Here is a 25,300-nt window from a genome sequence, read left to right on the forward strand (position 1 = left end):
AGGGAGAAAAGGGTTGGTTCGAAGTAACTTACATGTATCTGCTCCGCGATTTTATCTGCGCTTATGGCAAAAACAACAGCGCCGCTCATACCGGCTGGCATGGGTGCTGATGGTTACCGCAGCCGTATTAATTATTGTACAGAGTGCTCTACTGGCTAACCTTTTTGCTTTGTGGCTTAATGGAGAGAATGTAACTGAGACTTTATTCCAGTTTTTACCTTATCTATTAATCTGCTGGCTGTTGCGGCCGTTACTGAATTATTTTAAAGACCGTTTGCTATTACGGGCGAGTGTGGCAATCAGATTACAGTTGCGCAGCCAGTTAATGAAGGCACTGGCATTGCTGGGACCGGAGCGCAGCCAGTATGGCAGTGATGGAGCTCTGTCTACAATGGTTCTGGAACAGGTAGATGCTCTGGATGGATATTTAAGCCGTTATGTTCTGCAACAGCAACTTGCAGCACTGATGCCGGTACTGATTGCCGCGGCTACCTGTTTTTATAGTCCATTTGCTGCTGCGCTATTATTGCTGACTGCGCCACTGGTTCCGATTTTTATGATTTTGCTCGGACAGGCGGCAGCACGTAAAAATCGTGCGCAGTTTTCAGCACTGGCGGCTTTAAGCGGACGTTTTCTGGATTTGTTGCGGGGTCTGCCCACGTTACGTCGTTTAGGTGCTCAGTTGCAGGCACAGAAGACTATTGATGCCGCTGCTGAATCTTATCGGGTGCGAACAATGGCGGTATTACGGCTGGCATTTCTGTCTACAGCCGTTCTGGAACTGTTTGCTTCACTGGCAATCGCACTGGTGGCTGTCTATCTGGGTCTCGGACTGCTGGGTGTATTGCCCTGGGCAAACGGACAAATACCGGTACCTTATCAGGGGGCATTATTTATTTTATTGCTGGCGCCGGAATTTTATGCACCATTGCGTCAGCTTGGTGCTGATTATCATGATAAAGCTAAGGCAGAGGCAGCAGCCGAGACATTAATGCCACTATATAAAGTGGTCGAAAATATTCCTGCTGTTTCTGAAGAAGTTGATTTTGTATTGCAAACACCTCCCAGTTTGCGCGCAGATTATCTGGTGGTATACGGACGTGATGAACGTATCCGTCTGCCGCAATTCAGTTTTTGCATAGAAGCCGGAGAACGTGTTCTGCTCAGAGGAGCGAGTGGCAGTGGAAAATCCAGTCTGCTGCAGGCCTTACTGGGGTTTGCTCCTTACTCTGGTACTTTATGGATCAATCAGCATAATTATGCTGAATTAAATTTACCGCTATTACGACAGTCGGTGGCTTATCTGGCACAGACACCACCAATATTGTCACTATCAGTTGCCGAAAATTTGCGGCTGGCCAGCCTGGATGCTACGGATGAAGAATTGCAGCAGGTACTGCAACAAGTAGGACTGTGGGTATTAATTCAGCGTTTACCTCATCAAATGGATACACAACTGGGTGAGCGTGGTCGTGGAATGTCCGGCGGACAGTTACAACGACTGGCGCTGGCACAAATGCTGTTACGAAAAGCACCGTTATGGCTGCTGGATGAACCAACCGCTCATCTGGATGCGCAAACAGCATCGGAAATTATGCAGTTGCTGGCGCAGCTGAGTATCGGTAAAACGGTGATACTCGTTAGTCATGATATTAGTTTTGCCGGATGGGTTGATAGGGAAATCATGCTGACTGACCGGCAGGAGCAATTACGATGAAGCGTTATCATTTGTTATGGTCACAACAGCAGCTGAAACTGTCTAATTTATTGCTGAGTCGCAAGCGTGCCTGGTTACTGGCATGGTTATTAGGGCAGGTAACGGCTATAGCCAGTATCGGACTGCTGGCTCTGTCCGGCTGGTTTATTACTGCTGCCGGGTTGGCCGGAATAATAAGTCTGGCAACAGCTTACACCTTTAACTATTTTACTCCGGCAGGGGTGATCCGTTTGCTGGCGATTGTGCGTACCGCGGGGCGCTATGGTGAGCGTCTTGGTTCACATGATGCAGTACTGGGTCTTCTGGCTGATTTACGCAGCGGGCTGTTTTCTCGTCTGGCTACAGGTAAACAGCAGCAACAGAACGCTCTGCGGCAGATGCATTCTTTACTGAGTGATATTGAATTGCTGAATAACTGGCCGCTTAATGTTGTATTGCCATGGTTATGGGCATTATTCATGTTGCTGGGCATTCTGGGGCTAACTTTAATTGTGGCCGGCAGCAAACTGACATTGTATCTGTCTATTCCATTATTTCTGGCAACTGTCGTGGTTCCGGCATTGGCTGCACTGTACGGACAAAACTGGGGCAAACAGCAGGCAGGATTGGCTGAAAAGCGGCGTACAGCTTTATTGCAACCGCTTGAAGCAATAACAGCTTTGCTGCAATGGCAGCAATGGTCACGCTTTGCAACGGTTTTTCATGCCGAAGATCAATATTATGTCTCTGGTCAGCTGCATCAGCAGCAACTGGCAGGAAGAGTAGTATTGTTACAGCAGGTATTGATGGCTGCAGCAGTGGCTGTTTTGTTATGGTTGGGAAGTGAGCGTTTCGGTGGCGATGCAAACCTTTCAGTAGCCATGTTGCTGGCGCTGGTGCTGGCTGTATTTGGTTTTACAGAACTGGTGCTGGTACTGGGTATGAATATGATGACCTATGGTCTGTGTCAGGCTGCATGCATACGTCTTAATGCAATTACGCCCGCACTGACTGTTGAAGAATCAGATAAAAAGCCTTTATCGGCACAACTGCATTTACAGGCGCGTGCATTACAGGCACGCTGGCCGGATGCGCTGAACGGAGCGGAAAATGTCAGTTTTGATTTGGTTAACGGTAATATTTTGTTGCTGCAAGGAGCATCTGGTGCCGGGAAATCAACTTTGCTGGCAGTATTAGCGGGGGAACTGGAACCAGCAGCAGGGGAATTGTGTTGTAATCAGCAACCGTTTTCAGTATGGCAGTGGCAGGGAGAGGTGGGTTATCTGGCTCAGCAACTTGATATATTTGATTTAACTCTGGCTGAGAATCTGCGTTTGGGTAAAGCTGATGCTACTGAGGATGAGCTATGGTCAGTGCTTTCCAGCGTCGGGCTGGCTGTATGGGCTGAAAATCAGCCCCAGCTTCTGGAGACACGTCTAGGAGAGTATGGAGCAGCTGTGTCCGGAGGGCAGGCTCGTCGCATTGCTCTGGCACGTTTACTGCTGCGTCCTTATAAAATACTGATACTGGATGAACCGTTTGCCGGTATTGATGAGCAGGCACAGGCAGAGCTGGCTTCTGTGCTGCAACAGCATCAGCGGCAAGGTATTCTGATTGTAGCAAGCCATCAGACTAATCCGTGGTCTGAGGCTCAGATTTTGCAAATAAATTGAATAAATTCTGAATAAATTTTTAGCTGATTTACTTTTCTGGCAGCCATTTTGTGGCTGCCTTTATTTGATCTGGATCAAAAAAATAACTAATAACAAATTTTAACAAAGACATTGTATTATAATTTCTAAATATATATTTTTAGCATTTATAATGTAAAAGTAAAATATATAATATTTTTAACAATAGAAGTTTAGTTTATTTTTAATTTTACATATTTAATGTAAACTTAAATAACTATATTTATTTGTTAAATTTATGCATTAGTTTAATATTTTCGATTTGTATAGTATATTAAATTCTATTAAATTGAAATATTTATCAATGCCGGTTTAAAGATAAATATAATTTTTATTAATATAAATTACAGGAACAAAGCCATGGATTTAGTGGAACTGTCAAGGCTGCAGTTTGCGCTGGTCGCGCTTTATCATTTTTTGTTTGTACCGCTAACATTGGGGATAGTATGGATTCTGGTAATAATGGAATCCACTTATGTGTTAACCGGTAAGCAGATATATAAAGATATGACGCGATTCTGGGGCAAATTGTTCGGCATCAATTTTGCTCTGGGTGTAACTACCGGTATAACAATGGAATTCCAGTTTGGTACCAACTGGTCATATTATTCGCATTATGTGGGGGATATTTTTGGTGCGCCATTGGCTATTGAAGCGCTGATGGCTTTTTTTCTGGAATCCACTTTTGTAGGCCTGTTCTTTTTTGGCTGGGAGAGACTGAGCCGGCCAGGCCATCTGTTAGTTACCATTCTTATGGCACTTGGTTCCAATCTGTCTGCATTGTGGATTCTGGTAGCCAATGGCTGGATGCAGGATCCGGTAGGAGCGCATTTCAATTTTGAATCAATGCGTATGGAAATGACCAGTTTTACTGAAATTTTCCTGAATGAAGTAGCGCAGAATAAATTTGTACATACAGTCTCTGCCGGTTATGTAACCGCTGCGGTTTTCGTGATGTCTATTTCTGCGTGGTATATGCTGAAACGTCAGGATGTCGAATTTGCCAAGAAAAGCTTTCGTATTGCCGTAGCTTTTGGTGTAGCTTCAATTCTGTCAGTTATTATCCTGGGTGATGAATCCGGTTATACCGTGGGAAAATCACAGCAAACTAAAATGGCGACACTGGAAGCCATGTGGGAAACAGAACCGGCTCCGGCTTCGTTTAATCTGATTGCTCTGCCAAATGAGCAGAAAATGGAAAATGATTTCGCTATCGAAATTCCATGGGTAATGGGTTTAATCGGTACCCGGTCACTGGATAAACAGATTCCGGGAATTAAGGAAATCATTGCTGAGAATACGGAGCGTATTCGCAATGGCCGGGAAGCTGTGATTGCGCTGGAAACATTGCGTAAAGACCGTACAGATGCACAAGCACAGGCTGCCATGAAAAAATATGGCGATGATCTGGGCTTTGGCTTACTGCTTAAATCCTATGTGCCGGATGTACGTCAGGCTACTGAATCTGATATCGCACATGCAGCTCGGGAAACAATTCCGCGTGTCGCTCCGATGTTCTGGAGTTTCCGCATTATGGTATTGTGTGGCTGTCTGCTGCTGTTGCTGATGGTTGTAGCATTTTATACTTCGGTTAGAAATAGTTTTGCAGATAAACGCTGGTTGCTTAAATGGGTGTTCTGGAGTTTACCATTGCCCTGGCTGGCCTGTGAGGCAGGATGGTTTGTTGCGGAGTATGGACGCCAGCCATGGACAGTATATGGTGTACTACCGACTAATCTTTCGGCTTCTTCGCTGACGGCTGCTAGTCTCTGGGGATCAATTTTCGGTTTTGTAACACTGTACACAATCTTATTAATTGTGGAAGTGTATCTGATGGTACGGTTTTCCCGTCAGGGCCCGGGTTCACTGGGTACAGGGCGTTATGCTAATGAAGCAGAACATTAGGAGTAGACCATGGAATTCTTGGATTATTCGGTATTAAAATTCATCTGGTGGTTGTTGCTGGGTGTTCTGCTGATTGGCTTTGCCATCATGGACGGGCAGGATATGGGGGCAGGTTCTCTGCTTCCGTTTGTTGGCAGAAACGATAACGAGCGCCGTGTCATTATTAATTCAGTAGCCCCGCACTGGGATGGTAATCAGGTGTGGTTTCTTACTGGTGGTGGTGCTATTTTTGCAGCATGGCCATATGCTTATGCAACAGCATTTTCCGGCTTTTACTGGGCAATGATGGCTGTGCTGTGGGCAATGTTTTTCCGTCCGGTAGGATTTGACTATCGCAGTAAAATCAATAATGCCCGCTGGCGTACTACCTGGGACTGGTTACTGTTTGTCGGCAGTTTTGTGCCGCCGCTGATTTTCGGTGTGGCTTTTGGTAATCTGCTGCTGGGTGTGCCATTTCATTTTGATGATGATTTGCGTTCTTTCTACACAGGCTCATTCTGGGCTTTGCTCAATCCTTTCAGTTTGTTGTGTGGTGTGGTATCGGCTGCAATGATTACCTTTCATGGTGCGATTTATCTGGCATTGCGCACAGATGAACAGGTAAGACAACGTGCACTGCGTGCCAGCACAATTGCTCTGATTGTTGTGGTAATCGCATTCTCACTGGCCGGTATCTGGGTCAATATGGGAATTAATGGTTACAGCATGGTTGAGGGCAGTTATTTGCCCGGAGCTTCACCTGATCCGCTGAATAAACAGGTGGTCAGTGCCACTGGTGCATGGATGAATAACTATCAGCAATATCCGCTGCTGTTAGTGATACCGGTACTGGCTTATGTTGGTTTTATAGTGGCATGGCTTCTGGCAAAAGGCGGGAAGAATTTTGTAGCATTCTGGTTTTCAGCATTGGGTCTTGGCGGCGTAATCAGTACCGCTGGTGTATCCATGTTCCCCTTTATCATGCCTTCAAGCACAGATTTGCGCTCCAGCCTGACGGTATGGGATGCCAGTTCGAGTGAATTTACTCTTAAAATTATGCTGGTGGTGGCATTAATTTTCGTGCCGCTGATGTTGTGTTATACCAGCTGGTGTTATCGGGTGATGCGCGGTAAGGTAACGACCGACATGATTCGCAAGAACGACCATAGCCTGTATTAAATTCGGCTTAGTCTGCCGCTGGTATTTTAGCCGGCAGACAAGCCAGTAAAACAAGGAGTATTTTATGTGGTATTTTGCCTGGTGTTTAGGTATTGGTTTTGCCATATTGCTTGGAGTAGTAAATGCATTATGGGGTGAATATCAGCAAGATAGAGATAAGCTAGATCAGCAATCACAACAATGAAATAGTGTATGCCAATCCGATACATTCTGTTACTGAATTAATTAATTTTAAAAAAGTTCCTTTGGTTTGCTGTATACCAGTTTGCTTGGTATACAGCTTTTTCTTTTATACTAAGGTTAATACAAAGATAACAATTATATTTATTGAAATGATTTGTTCATTATTGTTTGATTTACAGTAAATTTGATGTATTTTGCTGGAAAGTGCTGGTTTTTTGTATTAGTATAATTAATGAATATAATCTTCGGAAAGGAATCCGAATGAATAAATCTATGCGTAATAGTCTGATTTTTGCTATTGGGCTGGTTGTAGCCGCAAGTGTTAGTGCTAAGGAAATCAAAGTAGCTAGTAATAACACTGTATATACGCCGGAAGAAATACAGAAACTGGCCAATACAGCAGTAAAAATGGGGGTAAAAGAACCTCTGAATATGAATGTTGCTTCCGGTAATCTCATTGTTACCGGCAGTAGTGACACTAAATGTATATTTAAAGTAGGTACGGCAAAAACGCCACAAATTAGCGGTATCAGCTGTAAATAAATAGAAAACAGCTATTACAATCAAAAGATGAAAAACTGACCTGTTCATAGTAATTGGGTCAGTTTTTTTATCGGTAATAGCATGATGAAAATTAGAATAAAGAGTGAAAAGATCAATGTATCTTGGAGAAAAATTTACTCTTTCGATTGGTTTTTATAAATTTTATTTTCAGCAATAGAATCTTTCCATCAGCTTTTATTTTGGTTTTTACTTGCATGAAGGGCAGAAAATGAAAATTTGCCATGATTGTATTTGTGTAAGTAATTTGAGATTCAGTAAACCGACCTTTATACTGCGCTTAGCTGAATAGTCTGTTGGTAATAAAACAGGCACATCTACGGTTTAATTAATTGAATAATGGGGAATTGATATGTGGTTAGGTATTGCAGCAGTTAATCTGGCTTTGGCAGTAATGCTGGGTGCGTTTGGTGCACACGGATTAAAACATATGGCCAGTACGCAGCAACTGGAATGGTGGCATACAGCAACACAGTATTTTTTCTGGCATGCACTGGGATTACTGGTATTAGGGGTACTGGCAAAAGCCGTACCGGCATTTACGGTAAAAATGCCGTTTTCTTTACTACAACTGGGATTGATTATTTTTTGTGGCTCACTGTATCTGATGGCTTTAGGTTTGCCACGCTGGCTCGGTGCAATTACCCCCGTTGGCGGTGTTTTAATGATTGCCGGCTGGCTGACTCTGGCATGGCTGGCTTTTAAGCAGCAGTAAAATTTAGGGAACCTGACTGGAGGTAGCTATGCGCGGTAATGTTTATTCAATGATAATGAGTTTCTTGCTGGCAGTCTGTCTGTGTGCTTGTAGTCATTCAGCAGCTGTCACAGCTAATGGTTCTGCTCAGGTTTTCAACCAGTCAGTGACACCAGTTACTTATCAGCTGGCCAATAATTACTTTATTAAAAATAATGTAACCGGATTAGTCCCGAGACACATTAGATCATCTGCTGAATTTACCCGTTATTTCGGTATGGCTGCAACTATGGGGAAAAATGGGAAACCAACTCCTATTGATTTTGCAGCTCATGATGTAATTATATATGATGCTGGAATCGTGCAAAAGCAGCTGGAAATCACGCCTTTAACGTTAAATTATGCTCAGGATAAGCTGGTATTAGATGTACGCATTCGTTCTGGAGCAAGACAAAGTTATCAGATGCATCCGTTTATACTATTGATTGTGCCTAAAAACTTACCTGATAAAGTGGAATTCAAATTGCTACAACCATAAGCAGTAAAGATATAGTTGGTGTTTTATGGCCAGTAACTGATTATTATCTAAAAAAAGCAGTCTGTATAAACAGACTGCTTTTTGCATAAATAGGATGATTAGTCCTGTGCAAGTACCACAAGTTTGTGATTAACAAATTCTTTAATGCCCAGATCACTTAGTTCACGTCCGAAGCCTGAACGTTTAATTCCGCCAAACGGCAATTCAGCCACGGAATCACCGAAGCGGTTAATAAACACCATGCCGGTTTCAATTCGCGAAGCCAGTTTTTTAGCGCGTTCAATATCTTTACTGAAAACAGTTCCGCCCAGACCAAAATTAGAATCATTAGCCAGTGTAATTGCCTCTTCGTCATTTTTTACAATATATAACTGTGCCACGGGACCGAAAAACTCTTCAAAGTAGGCCGGATTATCCCGGCTGATATCTGTAATCAGTGTAGGGGTAAAGAAATTGCCTTCAGCAGGTTTGTTACCACATAATACTTTAGCACCATGGGCAATGGCAGCATCAAGCTGCTCTTGTAATGTATCCTTGCTTTTACGAGATGAAAGTGGTGCCAGTGTCGTATTTTCATCCAGCGGATCGCCCATCACTACCTGGGCAAAATCTTCCTGAACAATCCGGGTGAATTGTTCAGCCACTTTTTCGTGCACGATAAAACGTTTTGCTGCAATACATACCTGACCGGCGTTAAACAAGCGACCTGCTACTGCGGTATGTGCGGCGGCTACTACATCTGCATCATCTGTGACAACGAATACATCGTTACCGCCCAGTTCCATAGTAGATTTTTTCAGTTTATTGCCAGCCTGTCCGGCTACAATACTGCCGGCACCTTCTGAGCCTGTCAGAGCCACACCCTGTACACGTTTGTCACCGATAATGGTTTCTATCTGCTCCGGAGTTACAAACAGATTGGTATAAGTACCGGCTGGTGCCTGGGCTTCATGCAGCAGATCTTCCACTAGTTGCGCACATTGCGGAACATTACTTGCATGTTTGGCTACAACCGGATTGCCTACAGCAATAGCCGGTGCAATAACCCGGATAAGCTGGTAAATAGGAAAATTCCATGGTTCAACTGCCAGAATGATACCAATTGGATGATGTTCCACCCAGCCTTTGCCTAGTTTGCTCGGATAGGCTGCCGGTTTTAGCAATTCTGCAGCCTGTTTTGCATAGTACTGGACAATTTCAATGCAATTAACAATTTCGTTACGGCTCTCTGCAATACGCTTACCCATATCCAATGTGATAATACGGGCAATTTTTTCCTGATGCCGTGTCATAATTTCAGCCAGGCGTTGTAGTAATGCCTGTCTTTCGCCGATGTTTTCCGGTTGCGACCATTCAGACTTGTACAGAGTATGAGCCTGAGTCAGTGCGTTTTCTACCTCAGCATTAGTATGATTGGAAAAAGTTCTGGCCAGCTCGCCAGTAAACGGATTGATAGATTGATAAGCCATATTTAGCTATCCTCCACAGATGTAATAGATAAGAGTAATTTGTCTGTAAAAATGCAGAGCAGAAGAAAGCGGCTGTCCGAATCATGCCCGAACAGCTTTAACGCAATTAAGAAATAGTAACAGAAGCCGCTAATGATTGTACGGCAGCGGTAAAGTTTATGTAAAGCAGCTTATCTTTATTATAACCAGACTATGATTTTCACTATTAAAGGTCCGGCCAGCACCATAAATAAACCTGCCAGAATCATAGTCAGGCTGGCAACCACACCTTCGTCGGCATTACGCTGAATTGCTCGCGAAGTACCAAATCCATGTGCGGCATTACCAAAAGCAGCACCATTGGCCAGATGCAGCCGGCTGCGACTGAAAGCTAGTGTGATATCACCAAACAGCATGCCTACCAGTCCGGTTATGATGGTGAATACGGATACCAGCGCGGCTGAACCATGAATTTTGTCTGCGAGTTCAATGGCAAACGGAGTAGATACGGAACGTGCCATGAGGCTGTAAGTCACTTCGTGGTTAAAATGAAATAGTCGAGCCATCAGATAAGCACTACCCACTCCGACAAACATTCCCACAATAATAGCTGTCATCAGAATCGGTAACTGACGTTTCATTACATCACGATATTGATAAATCGGAATGGCAAAAGCAACAGTGGCAGGACCAAGTAAGCCGGAAATATAACGTGTATATTGATTATATTGTGTATAACTGATATCCAGCCATTGCATGAGGGATATGGTTAATACACTAAAAGTAATGGCGGGTGACAAAAATATAACTGGCTTGGCGCGATAGCATTTTTTTGCCAGTGCATACAATGCAATTGTCCAGATAAAACAGCCGGCAGCAATTATATTCATAACAGATATCCAGTTAGAAATTAAATATGGCCAGTTCAGACATGGCGATGTTTAATCCATACACGGCGCAGACGATAGCAGTATTTTAAGGTCAGAGCAGTACTGCTCATTACCAGAAATGTACCTGTTACGATACTAATAACCAATTGCCATCCTTCAGCAGCAAACAATGCCTTGTATTGAACCACTGCAATAAGAACAGGCATAAAATACAACATTAATTCACCCAGCAAAACCTGTGCGCCACTGGCGATCCATGATAATTTCAATATGTTAAGCTGTAATAACAGCAATACCAGAAACAATCCGATTACACCGGCAGATAAAGGGATATGGGCAGCTTTTTCGATACCAAGCCCTATCAGCCAAAATAAAATGATTAGTAAAATTTGTGCGCATATATGTAAGCAGTTTGCCATGCGAAGGTGTAACATATTCATTATGGCTGTTCCTTATAGCCAATTATTGGAAACCACTCATTATAATTAGCCTTATTAGGCATAATATGAATTATAATTTTATTATTATTCTTTTTTTGAATATTTATGATTGATATAAAAGCACTTCAATGCTGGGTCACTCTGGTTCAAAATCACAGCTTTTCAGTTACTGCTGAAAAACTGGCATTATCCCAACCGAGTATCAGCAAAATAATTCACGCACTGGAAAATGATTTAAATGTAGCCTTACTGCAGAAAGGAGAAAATGGACGCAAGCGTCAGGTACTGCCAACTGAAATTGGTAAGCGTGTATATGAATATTCCCTACAGATACTTAATCAGGTGTCGTTGCTGAAACAGGAGGTAGAAGATTATCGTGAACTAAAATTGGGTACATTGCGTATCGGTATGTCGTTACTAGGGAGCCGTTTGCTAACACCGGCTTTTTTTAATTTCCATCAGCAATGTCCGGATATTGAGCTGGCTTTTATTGAAGCCGGTACTCGTGATATTGAAGCAGCCTTGCTGGATAACCGTCTGGATGTAGGTCAGTTACTGTTACCGGTAAGTGATGAATTTGATTATATTCCTTTATGCGATTACCCGATGATGGTACTGTTTCCGCGTAAACGGTTAGCAAAGATACCTGCATCTATGTCTTTGCGTAGTTTGCGTGATGAGTCTTTTATTTTGTTTAGTCGCGGTTTTGTTTTATTTGAACGTGTTGTTAATGGTTGTCGTGATCAGGGATTTGAGCCAAATGTGGTTTGCTGTACCAGCCAGTGGGAACTTTTGCGTGATATGGTAGCAAAAGAAATGGGCATTGCTTTACTGCCCAGTTATTATACGGATGAATTTGACGATAAAATATTTGCAGCAGTTCCGTTAACCGATCCGGCAATTAACTGGAGTTTGTCTATGGCGTGGCCTCGTCACAAAAAACTGACACCGGCTGTAAAAGCATGGCTTAAAGTTATCAGAGAGGAATTTTCCAAATAACTGTTCAACGTATAAGTAAGCAGAGTATTGGAAAATGCAGAAAAAAGTAACCAATGACAAACAGCAGCCTGAAATATAGCTGGCTTTATTGTTTGCAGAATGATAACGATTTATCTTTTTACAAAGAGTTATTGTAAAAATTAGCTGGGGATAAATTTATATAATAATCGAAAAATCTCTTTTATCACTTTCCCTTACACAATACGGCAATCAAGAATAAAGAGGTTTTAAATGATCAGTAAAGTATTTGAATTACCCTATTATGCCGTTATTTTTACCTCTAAACGCAGCTCGGGAGATTTTGGCTACTCAGAGATGGCACAAAATTTATTAATTGAAGCCGAAAAAATAAAAGGATTTTTGGGAGCGGACAGTGTCAGAGATACAGAAGGAATTGGTATTACAGTTTCATACTGGCGAACACTAGAGGCTATTGATAAATGGAAAAACCATACTCTGCATATAGAAGGGAAAAAAATGGGTATTAAACAATGGTACGAAGAATATTCAATTCGTATTTGCAAAATTGAATATGAAAAATTTTTTGAATCCTCTGTTTTAAAACCAGATGGAATAGGGTAGCTGATAATCAGCTATCCTATTATTCAAGAATCAAGATTAATGCAAAATCAGTCTCTGAACCGGGCACGCAGGTTGCGACTGTCCGGATCATTCTGTCTGTTCAATTCTCAGTGTACATATGGTCTTGCATAATTTTTTCATAAACTGCATCAGGGACATAACGGCGAATCATGGCCTGCCAGTTTTGCGGGCCGACCATGCCTTTTATCATGGTTGATGACACTTCGGCATATTCACGCGGCGGTATCAGGAAGATAGTGGAAATTTCCGGTTGTAAGTCATGATTGATATGGCGCATGGAACGCTCATACTCATAATCAGAAGCGGTACGGATACCGCGGATAATGAAATCTGCACCAATACTGCGCGCATAATTAACCAGATACTGATTTTGAAAACTGGAGATTTTAACATTGGGAAAATTTGCCGTGATAGCCTGAAGCATTTCTTTGCGCTCTTCAACTGAATATGTGGCATTTTTTTCCGGATTAACACCAATAGCGACGATTAGTTCATCAAATAATGGTTGTGCTTCACGAATCATCCATAAGTGACCATTGGTAGGGGGATCAAAGCTGCCGGCATAGACTGCACGGCGGGTAGTTGAATTAGTCATTGTTGCTTATTCCAAACTGCTTTTTCATGTGCCGGAAAATAACCAGTATGCAGATATTATCTGCTGAACATGATTGATTTAACTGTAAACAGTTATTATTTTATTCAATGTCGTTAATACAAAGCTGCGCAGCTTAATCAGTTGTGTGTGCATTGTCAAAACATAAATGTTTTTTTATGAGGGAAAGAAATATTAAGCCGAATAAAGGTAAAGAATTCAAAAGAATAATATGAAATATTATAAAATAATCACTTTTGTTTTAATAGTGTAAATAGTAAGTAGTTTGCCTGCTTAATTTTGCCATATGTGAATATTCAGATGAGATTTCGTCATTTTATTTTAACGGTTCATATAAAAAGAGGAGTTTTTTTAATTTCTATTTATATAATTTTTTATATTGATTTTATTAAAAAATACTTAAAAAAGAGGAATCCTTTAATTTTTTCTGCTGTATTTGTAGTGGTGGTTTTTCTTAATAACTACTATATGTTTTTATTAGCAGAATTTCGATATGGAGCAGCGACCCTGTAGCCAATGAACAGTTAAATATATTTTCAGACTCTTATTCATATTTGAGTATCAGTAAAATGTTTATTTGGTTGAAATCATTTAAAATTTTATCATTATTTTTTTTAAGCGAGCTAACGATTTAATATATATGATTTTATAATGATCTTGGATTATTATTTAATATTCATAAATTGATAATGGATATCAGATATTAATAACTAACATGATATATTGATGAGAATGGTTTTCATCCTTTACAATCTTAATCTTTTGCCGCTATTTATTAAATTTATTAATTAGAGCAAAATTTGAGTGATATACGGATTATTAAGCAAATGAAAAAAAAATGGGTTAAAAGGTTTGTATGGTTGTTAGTTGTGGTGGTGCTGGCTGCTATTGTATGGAGCCTGTTTTTTAAACCTAAAGACCAGATGAATTTTGTGACAGATGATGTTCGCCGCAGCGATATCATGCAGACAGTTAATGCCACAGGAGAAATTGCGGCGGCACAATTGGTTGATGTCGGTGCTCAGGCTTCCGGCCAGATCAAAAAACTGTATGTCAAACTGGGTCAGCAGGTTAAAAAAGGTGATTTGATTGCTGATATTGATTCCACTACCCAGTTAAATACCCTCAACACTAATAAAGCTAAGCTAGATACTTATCGTGCTCAGCTGGTATCTGCTCAAATTGCATTGAAAATGAAGCAGCGTGCATTTGACCGTGAACGCGCGCTGATGGGGCAGGATGCTACCTCTAAAGCAGATTTTGATAATGCTCAGGATAATCTGGCCGCAGCACGGGCTAACGTGGCTGAGCTGAAGTCACAAATCCGGCAAACACAGATTGCCATTAATACTTCAGAAGCAGATTTAGGCTATACCCGCATTACTGCTCCAATGGACGGTACAGTTGTATCCATTCCGGTAGAAGAGGGACAAACTGTGAACTCCAGCCAGAATACCCCTACGATTGTACAGCTGGCTGACTTAAGCAAAATGCTGAATAAAATGCAGATTGCCGAGGGCGACATGAGTAAGGTTAAGGCAGGAATGCATTTAACTTTTACTACGCTGGCGGACAATAACAAAGTGCGTAAAGCTACTCTTGAAGCAGTAGATCCGGGGTTAACCAAGATGTCTCAGGGAAGTTATGACACCAGTACGGATACAACTGATACAGCTATTTATTACTATGCCCGGGCTCTGGTTCCGAATGATGACGGCACACTGCACATTGGGATGACTACTCAGAATAATATTTTTGTGAAATCTGTCAGAAATGTACTGACTGTATCGAATCAGGCAATCAGGCATAACCGTGGTAAAAAAGTGGTGAAAGTGCTGGGCGATAATCAGCAGGTTCAGGAAAAACAGATTGAGACTGGTATTACAGACGGTATGCGCACAGAAGTGAAATCAGGCCTAAAAGAGGGTGACCGGGTAGTTTTATCTGCGCTGAGCAAGGCAGACGCCAAAAATGGTGTCAGCAAAGAGCCGAAAATGCGCGGTCCGAGAATGTAAGCCATGAGTTTATTGGAAATTAAGGCAATCAATCGCTGGTTCGGCACTGGTGAAAACCGGGTTCAGGTGCTCAAAGATATTAATCTGAGCATAGAAAAAGGCGATTTTGTAGCTATTATCGGTCAGTCTGGTTCGGGTAAGTCTACTCTGATGAACATCATTGGCTGTCTGGATGTGCCGTCCAGCGGTTCGTACAAAATTGATGGCGTAGAAACTGCTGCTATGACCGCAGATGAACAGGCCGCTTTGCGCCGTCGCAGCTTTGGTTTTATTTTTCAGCGCTATAACCTGCTCGGCACATTAACAGCACGTGAAAATGTAGCCCTGCCGGCTGTATATGCCGGTATGGAATACGATGAACGAATGAAACGGGCGGATGAGTTGCTGGCTCAGCTCGGGCTTGCCGGTAAGGAAGAAAACCGTCCCAGTGAACTGTCCGGTGGTCAGCAGCAGAGGGTAAGTATTGCCCGTGCGCTGATGAACGGCGGTGAAATTATTCTGGCGGACGAGCCAACAGGTGCGCTGGATACCGGTAGCGGAAAAAACGTGATGGAAATCCTGCATAAACTGCATGATGCCGGTCATACCATTGTGATGGTTACACATGATCCGACAATTGCTGCTAATGCTAACCGGGTAATTGAAATTAGTGACGGACGGATTATCGCTGACCACAGTAAGAATACAGATATACCGCCCAGCAATATTGAGAGTATTGAAGAGCGTAATTCATGGCATTTTTACCGTGATCAGTTTTTTGAATCTTTTCTGATGTCTATTCAGGCGATTATGGCGCATAAGATGCGCTCGTTTCTTACGATGCTCGGCATTATTATCGGTATTGCTTCAGTGGTGTCGGTAGTTGCACTGGGAAGAGGGTCGCAGGAAAAAATTCTTGAAAATATCAATGCTATGGGCACAAACACGGTTTCCGTATATCCGGGTTACGGATATGGGGATCGCCGTTCTTCCCGTATTAAAACGCTGACTGTTGGTGATGCAGAGGTTCTGAAGCAACAGGACTATGTTGACAGTGTCACTCCGGGTGTTAATACCAGTGGTACGCTGACTTATGATAATCAGTCTCTTTCAGCTCAGCTATACGGTGTAGGTGACCAGTATTTTGATGTACGTGGTATCAAGCTTGCTTTTGGCCGGCTGTTTAATGAGGATGATGTAACTCAGAACAGTCAGGTAGTCGTAATTGATGACAATACCAAAAACAAATTGTTTGCAGATAGTACTAATCCGCTGGGAAAGGTTATTCTGTTTAATAAACGGCCATTGCGTATTATCGGAGTAACAGAACCCAATAATAACGGCTTTTCGGACAGTGACAGTTTACAACTGTTTACTCCTTATACCACGCTGATGAACCGGATTTCCGGCTCTAAATACATTACTTCAGTTACGGTGAAGGTAAAAGATAATGTCAATTCACAAACGGCAGAAAAAGGCATTATTGAATTACTGAAAGTACGTCATGGTACAGAGGACTTTTTTACCCGTAACAGTGACACTATTAAGCAGACAATTGAAAGTACTACCGGCACCATGACTCTGCTGATATCAAGTATTGCGCTGATATCTCTGGTCGTAGGCGGTATCGGGGTGATGAATATCATGCTGGTATCGGTAACCGAGCGGGTGAAGGAGATTGGTATACGCATGGCTATCGGTGCACGTCAGCACAATATTCTTGAACAGTTTCTGATTGAAGCGGTGCTGATTTGTCTGATTGGCGGGTTGGTTGGTGTACTGTTTTCGTTTGCCATCAGTATGCTATTTAATTTGCTGGCAACAGATTTTGCCATGTCATTTTCAACCATCTCTATTGTGATGGCTGTAGTTTGTTCAAGTGTAATTGGTGTGCTGTTTGGTTTTATGCCGGCAAAACGTGCTTCGCAGCTTAATCCTATTGACGCGCTGTCACGCGATTAATTGTGTTGATGCTGAAATTTAAATCTGGCGGAAATGGCTGTACTGCATTGATAAATGCAGTAAGCGTCAGAATAAAAAGTTACGATGATGAGAGATAATTTTGTGAAAAAACGCAGCGTAGTATGGATGCTCAGTCTGAGTCTGCTGTTAACCGCCTGTGCTACGCATAGTTCCTATCCGCAGCAAAGCATGCATAAAGCCGGAATGCTAAGCAGTGCAGAAATTGCTGCCCAGTATCAGGTTAATGCTAACTGGTGGGAAATCTACCATGATGACACTCTGAATCAGCTGGTAAATACTGCGCTGGCTAATAATGTTGATTTGCGTCAGGCAGCACTGACAGCTGAAAAAGCACGTTATAGTGCCCGTCTGACAGCAGTAGACCTGGTACCGAATGCAAGTGGTTCTCTTGGCGCCAGCAGCTCCAAAGATTTGAAACATGGCGGGGTGTCCAGCCGTAATTTTACCGGCCAGCTCGGATTAAGTTATGAGCTGGACGTATGGCAGAAGATTCGTGCCAATACCAATGCGGCACGCTGGAAATATCAGGCCAGTGAAGAGGATCTGGCCGCCAGCAGACTCTCACTGATTAATAGTGTCGTCGATAATTATTTTCATCTTGCCTACATTGATGGTGCAATCAGTTTAACTAAAGACAGTATTGAACAATACCGGCAGATTGCCAGAATCTCTCAGGCACAGTATCAGGTAGGTAAAGTCAGCAGCATTAATGCTACTAATGCCAAACAATCGTTACTGAGCGCAGAGAATAATCTGACCTCATTGCAGCAGAACCGGCTGGAAGTATTGCAGAATCTGCATAATTTACTCAATCAGCGTCCGGGTGAGGTAACGGATATTCAGCCAACACCTTTAAATCAGATTCATTTGAGTGAAGTGAATCTGAATGTGCCATTGTCTGTACTGGCTAATCGCCCTGATTTACGTGCGGCAGAATATCGTTTGCAATCTGCTTTTTCCAGTCAGCAGGCAACTAAACGTAGCTGGTATCCGAGTATTAGTCTGAATGGTGCGGTTAATTCGCGTTCTGAGGCTGCTTCTTCGGCTTTACATTTTCCAGTCGGTACGGCAAGTGTTAATGTAAATTTGCCTTTTCTCGACTGGCAGACTCTGTATTGGCAAAACAAACAGGCTAAGGCAGATTTTGAAAGTGCAAAACTGACTTTTGAACAATCTCTGACTACCGCCCTTAATGAAGTTGAACGCTATTACCGGCAATACACGCTTAGCCGCAATACACTGGCCAATAATGAACAAAAATACCAGTACGATTTAAAAAACAGTCGCTACTACCATGCCCGCTATCAATACGGTACTAATCCGCTTAGTGACTGGCTGGATGCATTGAATACTCAGTATTCTTCGGCACAAAATGTGTTAAACAACCGTTATAGTGTCCTGCAAAATGAAAATCTGATTTATCAGGCTATGGCCGGACGCTATCAGCCGCAATAATATTCAAGCCGGCCTGTTTGAAAATATACAGGCCGGCTTTTTATAGGTTAGTTGATAATTGAATTATTTTTCTGTTTTTATTACACTAATGACTAACAAAAAAAATCGCCCCTCAAAAAGGGGGCGCAAAAAGGAACACAAACCACTACCAATAGAAAAGTGCTAAATAAATTGTTGAACAAAAACAATCTATTTTAAATCTGTGAATATGTTCAGAAATGGCTGCAAAATATTTGTGAATATTTGTGTCGTTTCGTGAACATAGATGCATCATAAACAAAATATTTTCTAATTGCAAATGATAGTTATTATTATTTGCAAAAATAAATGAGAATTTTATTTATAGTTTTGTTTTTAAAAGAAAAATAAATAGTGGTATATATACCCGTTAATAGAGACTATGACAAAAAATACCCAAAAATAATGTTTTATCCGGATAAAACCGCTTGATAACTATTAGTTTGTAATAGTCATCTGCTGGGTTTGCCTGCTGAGTGATTTGTTTTACCGGCACGGACGGCTGTTATGCACCGGAGTTGATTTTTTAGTATTATCGGAGTTTTAAGTCAGCGGTGTTCAACCGCATAAAGCATTGAATCAATATGCGTCAAATTATTCTTGATACTGAAACCACCGGACTGTATGCAAACAATGGTGATCGCCTGATTGAATTTGCCGGTGTAGAAATGGTAGACCGGCGCCTCACCGGAAATAATCTGCATCTGTATATTAATCCTGAGCGCGATATACCAGACGAAGCTGTGGCAGTACACGGAATTACACTGGAAAAGCTACAGGAAATGAATGCTCCGGTGTTTGCCGGTGTGGCTCAGCAGATTGCCGACTACCTGCATGGTGCCGAACTGATTATTCATAATGCTGTGTTTGATGAAGGCTTTCTGGATATGGAGTTTGAGCGTCTGGGTATGTCCAAAATTAAAACGATTACCAGTGGGACAGTTGATACGCTCAAAATGGCTCGTGATAAATATCCGGGACAGAAAAATTCACTGGATGCTTTATGTACGCGGCTGGAAGTAGACCGCAGTAAGCGTGTACTGCATGGTGCACTGATTGACTGTGAATTACTTGGTGAAGTTTATCTGGCCATGACCCGAAGCCAGTTCAGTCTGGTAGATGAACTGATGGCTACTGCTGCTGCCAGTGAAAATCAGATTGCAGACAGCAAATATCAGATAAAACATACTGGGTTAACAATAGTGGAACCCAGTGCAGAAGAACTGGCTGAACATGAAGCTTATTTGCAGTCACTGGATAAAATAGTTGGTGAACCCTGTATATGGCGGAAATGGCAGGAAAATAACGGAGATAAATCTGTATGACCCGGCATGTAGTACTGATTCCTGCCGCAGGTGTCGGAGCACGCTTTGGTGCCGGATGTCCGAAACAATATGTTACTTTAGCTGGTCAGACTGTATTACAGCACACAGTGTCGCGACTGGCACAAATCAGTGCAATTGATCTGTTTTTGATTGTTGTATCAGAACAGGATGAATATATCGATGCTGTCTATCCGGCAGATTTATTACCTCCGAATGTGCATATCCTGCGTTGTGGCGGAGCGACTCGGGCGCAAACTGTGCGCAATGGGATTGTGCAGGCGCAAAAATATTTTAATGTACAGGATAACGACTGGATCTTGGTACATGATGCCGCTCGCTGCTGTGTGAGTACGGATTCTGTAAAACGTTTATTAGCTGCTGTGCAAAATCATGCGGTAGGCGGGTTACTGGCGCTTCCCGTAGCAGATACGCTTAAACAGGCAGATGAACAACAGCAGGTAAGCCGGACAGTGAACAGGACAGGTTTATGGCAGGCTCAGACTCCACAAATGTTTCGTACCGATATTCTGGCCAGAGCACTGGCACAGGCAGATTTGGATGTGATTACAGACGAATCTTCTGCCGTAGAGGAGCTTGGTCTGGCTCCATTACTGGTAGCAGGGGATATACGCAATCTGAAACTCACCAGTGCACAGGATGCGTTACTGGCTAGCTATTTTTTACAGCAGGATACCATTAAATGAGTTCTTTAAGAATTGGTCAGGGTTATGATGTGCATCAGCTCGTTAGCGGACGACCATTGTTACTTGGCGGCGTAAAAATTCCTTTTGATAAAGGTTTGCTTGGTCATTCTGATGCAGATGCGCTATTGCATGCGATTACCGATGCACTGCTGGGTGCAGCCGCTTTAGGTGATATTGGCAAGCTTTATCCGGATACAGCTGCTGCAAATAAAGATGCCGATAGCCGTGTACTGTTACGCGGTGCCTGTGCTGCCGTTCGGGCTGCCGGCTGGCGTGTGGTCAATGTTGATAGTACGGTTATTGCTCAGGAGCCGAAATTGCGTCCTTATATAGATCAGATGCGCATAAATATTGCAGCTGATTTGAATATAGCTGTGGATGCAGTAAATGTTAAGGGTAAAACCAATGAAAAATTAGGCTATCTGGGGCGGAAGGAAGCTATTGAGGCTCAGGCAGTCGTATTGTTGACGGCAGTTTAATCCTGTTGCGGCATCAGTTATAATTTCGTGCAGGAATAATTATTGTTTGAAATGTACTTAAAGTTAAGCTGATCGAGGAGCAGTAGAATGGCCACACAGGATGAGTTGAAACGTCAGGCAGCGCAAAAAGCAGTTGAATATGTCAATGAAAACGAGTATCTGGGTATTGGTACCGGTTCTACCGTGTATTTTTTTATTGAGGCACTGGCACAAAGTAAAAAGCAGATTAAAGGTGCAGTATCCACATCTGCCCTGACCAGTGAAACTTTGAAAAAATTTGGTATTCCAGAAGTAACACTCAATGAAGTGAATGGTTTACCACTGTATATTGATGGAGCTGATGAAATCAATCATTTATTGCAGATGATTAAAGGTGGCGGCGGTGCATTGTTAAATGAAAAAATTGTTGCCAGTGCTGCTGAGAAATTCATTTGTATTGCTGATGAAAGTAAATATACCAGTCGTCTTGGTCATGTATCGTTACCAGTTGAAGTGACGCCCAATGCTCGTTCACTGGTAGCGCGCCGGCTACTGAAACTTGGCGGAGAGCCTGAACTGCGTCTGGGTTTTACTTCTGATCATGGTAATCAGATACTGGATGTAGCTAATTTGAACTTTGATGAGCCGATTAAAATGGAAGATGCCATTAATAAGATACCCGGTGTAGTGGAAAATGGTTTGTTTACTCACCATCCGGCTGATTTACTGGTGCTGGGTTGCAGCGATGGTGTCAAGGTATTAACTGCCAGAGTCTGAATTCGCTGCACAGAAGTATTTAATATTACAATTAATTAATATCTGCGCAGCCAGTTACCTGAAAAAAGGGTAGCTGGCTGCTGTTGTTTTAAGGGTTTATTTTACTGTCTGTGATTTATTCTGTTCAGGCCGGGTATATTTAACAATGTGGTTTTCTGATAAATGCATAAAAGACAAAAAATTCTGACTAACTGGCGTAAAATTCTGGTCTGGGTGGCTGTTATTCTGACCATCGCTAAAGTGTGGTTGCCGGAAAGTATAATTGCACCTTTAGCGGAATGGACACAGAAAGCGGACAGTATTGTGCGCTCTGTACAGGATTTGCTTAATGGTAAGCCGCCTGTAAGAGGAAAAAAGTGGGCAGTAGCCAGTAAAGGACGCTATTCCGGTAATGTTGACAGTGTGCATGACGGAGATACTGTGCATATCAGAGACAAGGACGGGCATACGCATAAAGTTCGTCTGGCTAATATTGATGCGCCGGAAATCAAACAAGCTTATGGTATAGCCAGTCGTGATGCCTTAAAAACACGTATTGAGGGTAAGTATGTTGATGTCAATGTGGTTGCTATAGATCAGTATCAGCGTGAGGTTGGTCAGATTATATTAAATAATGCAGATATTAACTTATGGATGGTTCAGCAGGGATATGCATGGCATTACGACTCAATTGCTAAAAAGCAGCAGGATCGATTAGGTTTTGGCCGTTATCAGAGTGTTCAGATACAGGCGCGCCAAAATCGTCTCGGTTTATGGCACAATGCCAGTGCAATAGCACCGTGGCAGTTTCGTCAGCAACAAAAAAACCGATAATGGTTTAATTTCATGAATGCACAAAAGCGCAAGAAAATATTCACTTGTTTGCAGGCCGTCTGTCAGAATCCGACTACAGAGCTGATATATCATTCACCATTTGAATTATTGATAGCTGTTATGCTCTCGGCACAGGCAACGGATGTTTCTGTCAATAAATGCACTGTACATTTATTCCGAATGGCACCCACGGCACAAGCTATGCTGGAGTTAGGAATAGATAAAGTTATGGAGTGTATTAGGACCATCGGTTTATATAAAACCAAAGCCAAACATGTGATGGAAACTTGCCGGATTCTGGTACAGCAGTATAACGGAGATGTACCGCAAACCAGAGAAGAGCTGGAGGCATTGCCGGGAGTAGGGAGAAAAACGGCTAATGTCGTGTTGAATACAGCTTTTGGTCATCCAACGATTGCAGTAGATACGCATATTTTCCGAGTATGTAATCGTACTGGTCTGGCACCGGGTAAAACGGTACGTGAAGTTGAGGATAAATTAATGCAGGTGGTGCCGGAACAGTTCAGACTTAATGCACATCACTGGCTTATTTTACACGGACGTTACATATGTAAAGCGCGTAAACCGCTGTGTGAGCAATGTCTGATAAATGATTTGTGCGAGTACCCGGCAAAGACGACTTTAACCGTCTGATTGTGTAACTTAACGCCTCTTTTCGTTACAATATTATTAATCTTTGCTTGTGTAAGAAAACAAAAAAGTTAGGGAAGTGGATGCGGATAAATCGCAAATATATGTTGACGGCAATTTTGTCAGTGTTGTTGGTAGCAGCAGGTTGTGACAGGCTGGAACAATGGTTTGGCAAAAATAAGGACGGTCAGGGTTTTGTGAAGGAAATACCTGCCGGTACTGATGGGAACAGCAATCAGGTAGCTATGTTGTTGCCCGATTTTACCCGGCTGGTCGACCAGCAAGGTCCGGCAGTAGTCAATATTCAGGCTACACGCAATAACCGTAATATCGATAATGAAGCCGGTACGGATGCTTTGCCTGACAATGATCCGTTTTACGAATACTTCAAACGCCTTTTGCCAAATGTACCGCAAACCCCGCAGGCAAATGATGATGAATATAATTTTGGTTCAGGTTTTATTATCAGTAAGGATGGTTATATTCTTACCAACACTCATGTAGTCAACGGTATGAATAATATTAAGGTTTTACTGAATGACAAACGTGAATTTCAGGCAAAACTGATTGGTGCTGATGCTCAGTCTGATGTTGCATTATTAAAAATCAATGCCGATGAATTACCGGTTGTAGAACTGGGTAATCCTGAAGAATTAAAAGTCGGAGAATGGGTAGCGGCCATTGGTGCGCCGTTTGGTTTTGATAATAGTGTGACTGCCGGCATCGTTTCAGCCAAAGGACGGAGTCTGCCGGAAGAAAACTATACGCCGTTTATCCAGACTGATGTGGCTATTAATCCCGGAAATTCAGGCGGACCATTATTTAATCTTAAGGGACAGGTAGTAGGAATTAACTCACAGATATACAGCCGCAGTGGTGGTTTTATGGGTATTTCTTTTGCCATTCCGATTGATGTGGCTATGAATGTAGCCGAACAATTGAAAACATCAGGTAAGGTACAGCGTGGCCGGCTTGGGGTAGTTATTCAGGAAGTCAACTATAATCTGGCCAAATCTTTTGGTCTGGATAAAGCTAATGGTGCACTGATTACGCAAGTTGTTGCCGGCGGACCGGCTGCTAAAGCAGGCTTATTATCCGGTGATATCGTACAAAGTGTGAATGGTGATGAGCTAAAAAATTCAAGCGATTTGCCGGTGAAAGTTGGTTTACTGCCACCAGGTAAGCAAATCGTTCTGGGTATCTGGCGTAAAGGTCAAAAAGAAGAAATCAAGGTAACGCTGGATAATGTGTCTCCGGCTGTAGCTAATCCGGCCAGTTCTGCCAGTAGTACCATTATGCCAACTGACGGAACCAGTTTTGCCGAACACCGTCTCGGTCTGGTATTGCGGGCAACAGCTCAGGGGCTGATTATTGAAGACATCAGCGGGCTGGCTGCACAGGTAGATTTACGTCGTGGCGATATTATTATCGCCGTTGGTCAGAAACTGGTACATGACGAAAAAGATTTTGATAATGCAGTAGCAGCCAGTGGAAAAAATGTACCTCTGTTAATCAGGCGTGCAAACAATACCTTGTTTATTGCTATGATGTTGCCGTAATTTTTTCATAAAGATATTGTTTTTAGGATATGTTCTAGTTGGGTTATTAGTTAATCGTACAGGTCGTTTACACCATTATGCAGGTTTTTTTAATTGTTCCATTGTTAATGATGGATCACTTTCTGGTCAGACCACGCGATTCAT

Annotated in this window: 24 protein-coding genes; 20 read left to right on the forward strand and 4 right to left on the reverse strand. The window is 42.4% G+C overall.

Annotated elements, in window-relative coordinates; translation table 11 throughout:
* The first annotated feature begins 13 nt into the window (after nt 1–13).
* The 8 genes from cydD to H3V01_RS01370 all read left to right on the forward strand — a co-directional run bounded on the left by cydD (nt 14) and on the right by H3V01_RS01370 (nt 8,426).
* On the forward strand, nt 14–1,717 hold the full coding sequence (gene cydD / locus H3V01_RS01335) for a thiol reductant ABC exporter subunit CydD (RefSeq protein WP_198185775.1): 1,704 nt from the start codon (nt 14–16) through the stop codon (nt 1,715–1,717).
* On the forward strand, nt 1,714–3,369 hold the full coding sequence (locus H3V01_RS01340; RefSeq protein WP_198185776.1) for an amino acid ABC transporter ATP-binding/permease protein: 1,656 nt from the start codon (nt 1,714–1,716) through the stop codon (nt 3,367–3,369). Before cydD ends, H3V01_RS01340 begins: the two co-directional genes overlap by 4 nt.
* Nucleotides 3,370–3,747: 378 nt before the next feature.
* Entirely contained in the window at nt 3,748–5,292 is a 1,545-nt protein-coding gene (locus H3V01_RS01345; RefSeq protein WP_198185777.1) for a cytochrome ubiquinol oxidase subunit I, read from the forward strand.
* Nucleotides 5,293–5,301: 9 nt separating this feature from the next.
* Nucleotides 5,302–6,450 (forward strand): cytochrome d ubiquinol oxidase subunit II, encoded by a 1,149-nt coding sequence (gene cydB / locus H3V01_RS01350; RefSeq protein ID WP_084553976.1) that lies wholly within the window; start codon nt 5,302–5,304, stop codon nt 6,448–6,450.
* Nucleotides 6,451–6,514: 64 nt separating this feature from the next.
* Nucleotides 6,515–6,634 carry a cytochrome bd-I oxidase subunit CydX gene (gene cydX / locus H3V01_RS01355; protein ID WP_025330274.1) on the forward strand — a complete coding sequence of 40 codons (120 nt, stop codon included), beginning with the start codon at nt 6,515–6,517 and terminating at the stop codon, nt 6,632–6,634.
* 260 nt (nt 6,635–6,894) lie between these two features.
* Nucleotides 6,895–7,176 carry a hypothetical protein gene (locus tag H3V01_RS01360; protein ID WP_037393517.1) on the forward strand — a complete coding sequence of 94 codons (282 nt, stop codon included), beginning with the start codon at nt 6,895–6,897 and terminating at the stop codon, nt 7,174–7,176.
* A gap of 370 nt (nt 7,177–7,546) precedes the next feature.
* Entirely contained in the window at nt 7,547–7,909 is a 363-nt protein-coding gene (locus H3V01_RS01365) for a DUF423 domain-containing protein (protein ID WP_100126447.1), read from the forward strand.
* Between the two features lie 28 nt (nt 7,910–7,937).
* Entirely contained in the window at nt 7,938–8,426 is a 489-nt protein-coding gene (locus H3V01_RS01370; protein WP_198185778.1) for a hypothetical protein, read from the forward strand.
* A 98-nt stretch (nt 8,427–8,524) separates the two neighbouring features.
* Here the strand turns inward: H3V01_RS01370 and H3V01_RS01375 are convergent, their stop codons facing one another.
* The 3 genes from H3V01_RS01375 to H3V01_RS01385 form a co-directional block, all read right to left on the reverse strand.
* A complete protein-coding gene (locus H3V01_RS01375; protein ID WP_198185779.1) occupies nt 8,525–9,895 on the reverse strand; it encodes an NAD-dependent succinate-semialdehyde dehydrogenase in 1,371 nt (456 codons plus the stop codon).
* A 179-nt stretch (nt 9,896–10,074) separates the two neighbouring features.
* Nucleotides 10,075–10,764, reverse strand: a complete 690-nt coding sequence (locus tag H3V01_RS01380) for an LrgB family protein (RefSeq protein ID WP_041879103.1) — start codon at nt 10,762–10,764, stop codon at nt 10,075–10,077.
* A gap of 35 nt (nt 10,765–10,799) precedes the next feature.
* Nucleotides 10,800–11,204, reverse strand: a complete 405-nt coding sequence (locus H3V01_RS01385) for a CidA/LrgA family protein (RefSeq protein ID WP_080690438.1) — start codon at nt 11,202–11,204, stop codon at nt 10,800–10,802.
* 105 nt (nt 11,205–11,309) lie between these two features.
* Here H3V01_RS01385 and H3V01_RS01390 point away from each other — a divergent pair, with 105 nt between their 5' ends.
* Complete coding sequence (locus H3V01_RS01390) at nt 11,310–12,203, forward strand: LysR substrate-binding domain-containing protein (RefSeq protein ID WP_041879106.1); 894 nt, start codon at nt 11,310–11,312, stop codon at nt 12,201–12,203.
* Nucleotides 12,204–12,434: 231 nt separating this feature from the next.
* The gene (locus H3V01_RS01395; protein ID WP_198185780.1) at nt 12,435–12,785 is read left to right on the forward strand and encodes an antibiotic biosynthesis monooxygenase family protein; all 351 of its coding nucleotides are present in this window, start codon (nt 12,435–12,437) and stop codon (nt 12,783–12,785) included.
* A gap of 100 nt (nt 12,786–12,885) precedes the next feature.
* Here H3V01_RS01395 and coaD read toward each other — a convergent pair whose 3' ends face one another.
* Nucleotides 12,886–13,401 carry a pantetheine-phosphate adenylyltransferase gene (gene coaD, locus H3V01_RS01400; protein ID WP_025330283.1) on the reverse strand — a complete coding sequence of 172 codons (516 nt, stop codon included), beginning with the start codon at nt 13,399–13,401 and terminating at the stop codon, nt 12,886–12,888.
* Nucleotides 13,402–14,246: 845 nt separating this feature from the next.
* Between coaD and H3V01_RS01405 the strand changes: the two genes are divergently transcribed.
* The 10 genes from H3V01_RS01405 (at nt 14,247) to H3V01_RS01450 (ending at nt 25,156) form a co-directional block, all read left to right on the forward strand.
* Nucleotides 14,247–15,434, forward strand: a complete 1,188-nt coding sequence (locus H3V01_RS01405; protein WP_198185781.1) for an efflux RND transporter periplasmic adaptor subunit — start codon at nt 14,247–14,249, stop codon at nt 15,432–15,434.
* 3 nt (nt 15,435–15,437) lie between these two features.
* Entirely contained in the window at nt 15,438–17,375 is a 1,938-nt protein-coding gene (locus H3V01_RS01410; RefSeq protein WP_198185782.1) for a MacB family efflux pump subunit, read from the forward strand.
* A gap of 102 nt (nt 17,376–17,477) precedes the next feature.
* Nucleotides 17,478–18,851, forward strand: a complete 1,374-nt coding sequence (locus H3V01_RS01415; protein ID WP_370570112.1) for a TolC family protein — start codon at nt 17,478–17,480, stop codon at nt 18,849–18,851.
* Nucleotides 18,852–19,453: 602 nt separating this feature from the next.
* Nucleotides 19,454–20,194, forward strand: a complete 741-nt coding sequence (dnaQ, locus tag H3V01_RS01420; protein ID WP_232332571.1) for a DNA polymerase III subunit epsilon — start codon at nt 19,454–19,456, stop codon at nt 20,192–20,194.
* A complete protein-coding gene (gene ispD / locus H3V01_RS01425) occupies nt 20,191–20,898 on the forward strand; it encodes a 2-C-methyl-D-erythritol 4-phosphate cytidylyltransferase (protein ID WP_198185783.1) in 708 nt (235 codons plus the stop codon). Before dnaQ ends, ispD begins: the two co-directional genes overlap by 4 nt.
* On the forward strand, nt 20,895–21,377 hold the full coding sequence (gene ispF / locus H3V01_RS01430; RefSeq protein WP_084553989.1) for a 2-C-methyl-D-erythritol 2,4-cyclodiphosphate synthase: 483 nt from the start codon (nt 20,895–20,897) through the stop codon (nt 21,375–21,377). The genes ispD and ispF overlap by 4 nt, the downstream gene beginning before the upstream one ends.
* A gap of 87 nt (nt 21,378–21,464) precedes the next feature.
* Nucleotides 21,465–22,133 carry a ribose-5-phosphate isomerase RpiA gene (gene rpiA / locus H3V01_RS01435; RefSeq protein WP_037393496.1) on the forward strand — a complete coding sequence of 223 codons (669 nt, stop codon included), beginning with the start codon at nt 21,465–21,467 and terminating at the stop codon, nt 22,131–22,133.
* A gap of 162 nt (nt 22,134–22,295) precedes the next feature.
* Entirely contained in the window at nt 22,296–22,946 is a 651-nt protein-coding gene (locus tag H3V01_RS01440; protein WP_198185784.1) for a thermonuclease family protein, read from the forward strand.
* Between the two features lie 12 nt (nt 22,947–22,958).
* On the forward strand, nt 22,959–23,600 hold the full coding sequence (gene nth, locus H3V01_RS01445; RefSeq protein ID WP_198185785.1) for an endonuclease III: 642 nt from the start codon (nt 22,959–22,961) through the stop codon (nt 23,598–23,600).
* Nucleotides 23,601–23,686: 86 nt separating this feature from the next.
* Nucleotides 23,687–25,156 carry a DegQ family serine endoprotease gene (locus H3V01_RS01450; RefSeq protein ID WP_198186414.1) on the forward strand — a complete coding sequence of 490 codons (1,470 nt, stop codon included), beginning with the start codon at nt 23,687–23,689 and terminating at the stop codon, nt 25,154–25,156.
* Nucleotides 25,157–25,300 lie beyond the last annotated feature (144 nt).

Origin of the sequence: Snodgrassella sp. M0351 (assembly GCF_016100575.1) — a bacterium.
GTDB classification, from domain to species: domain Bacteria; phylum Pseudomonadota; class Gammaproteobacteria; order Burkholderiales; family Neisseriaceae; genus Snodgrassella; species Snodgrassella alvi.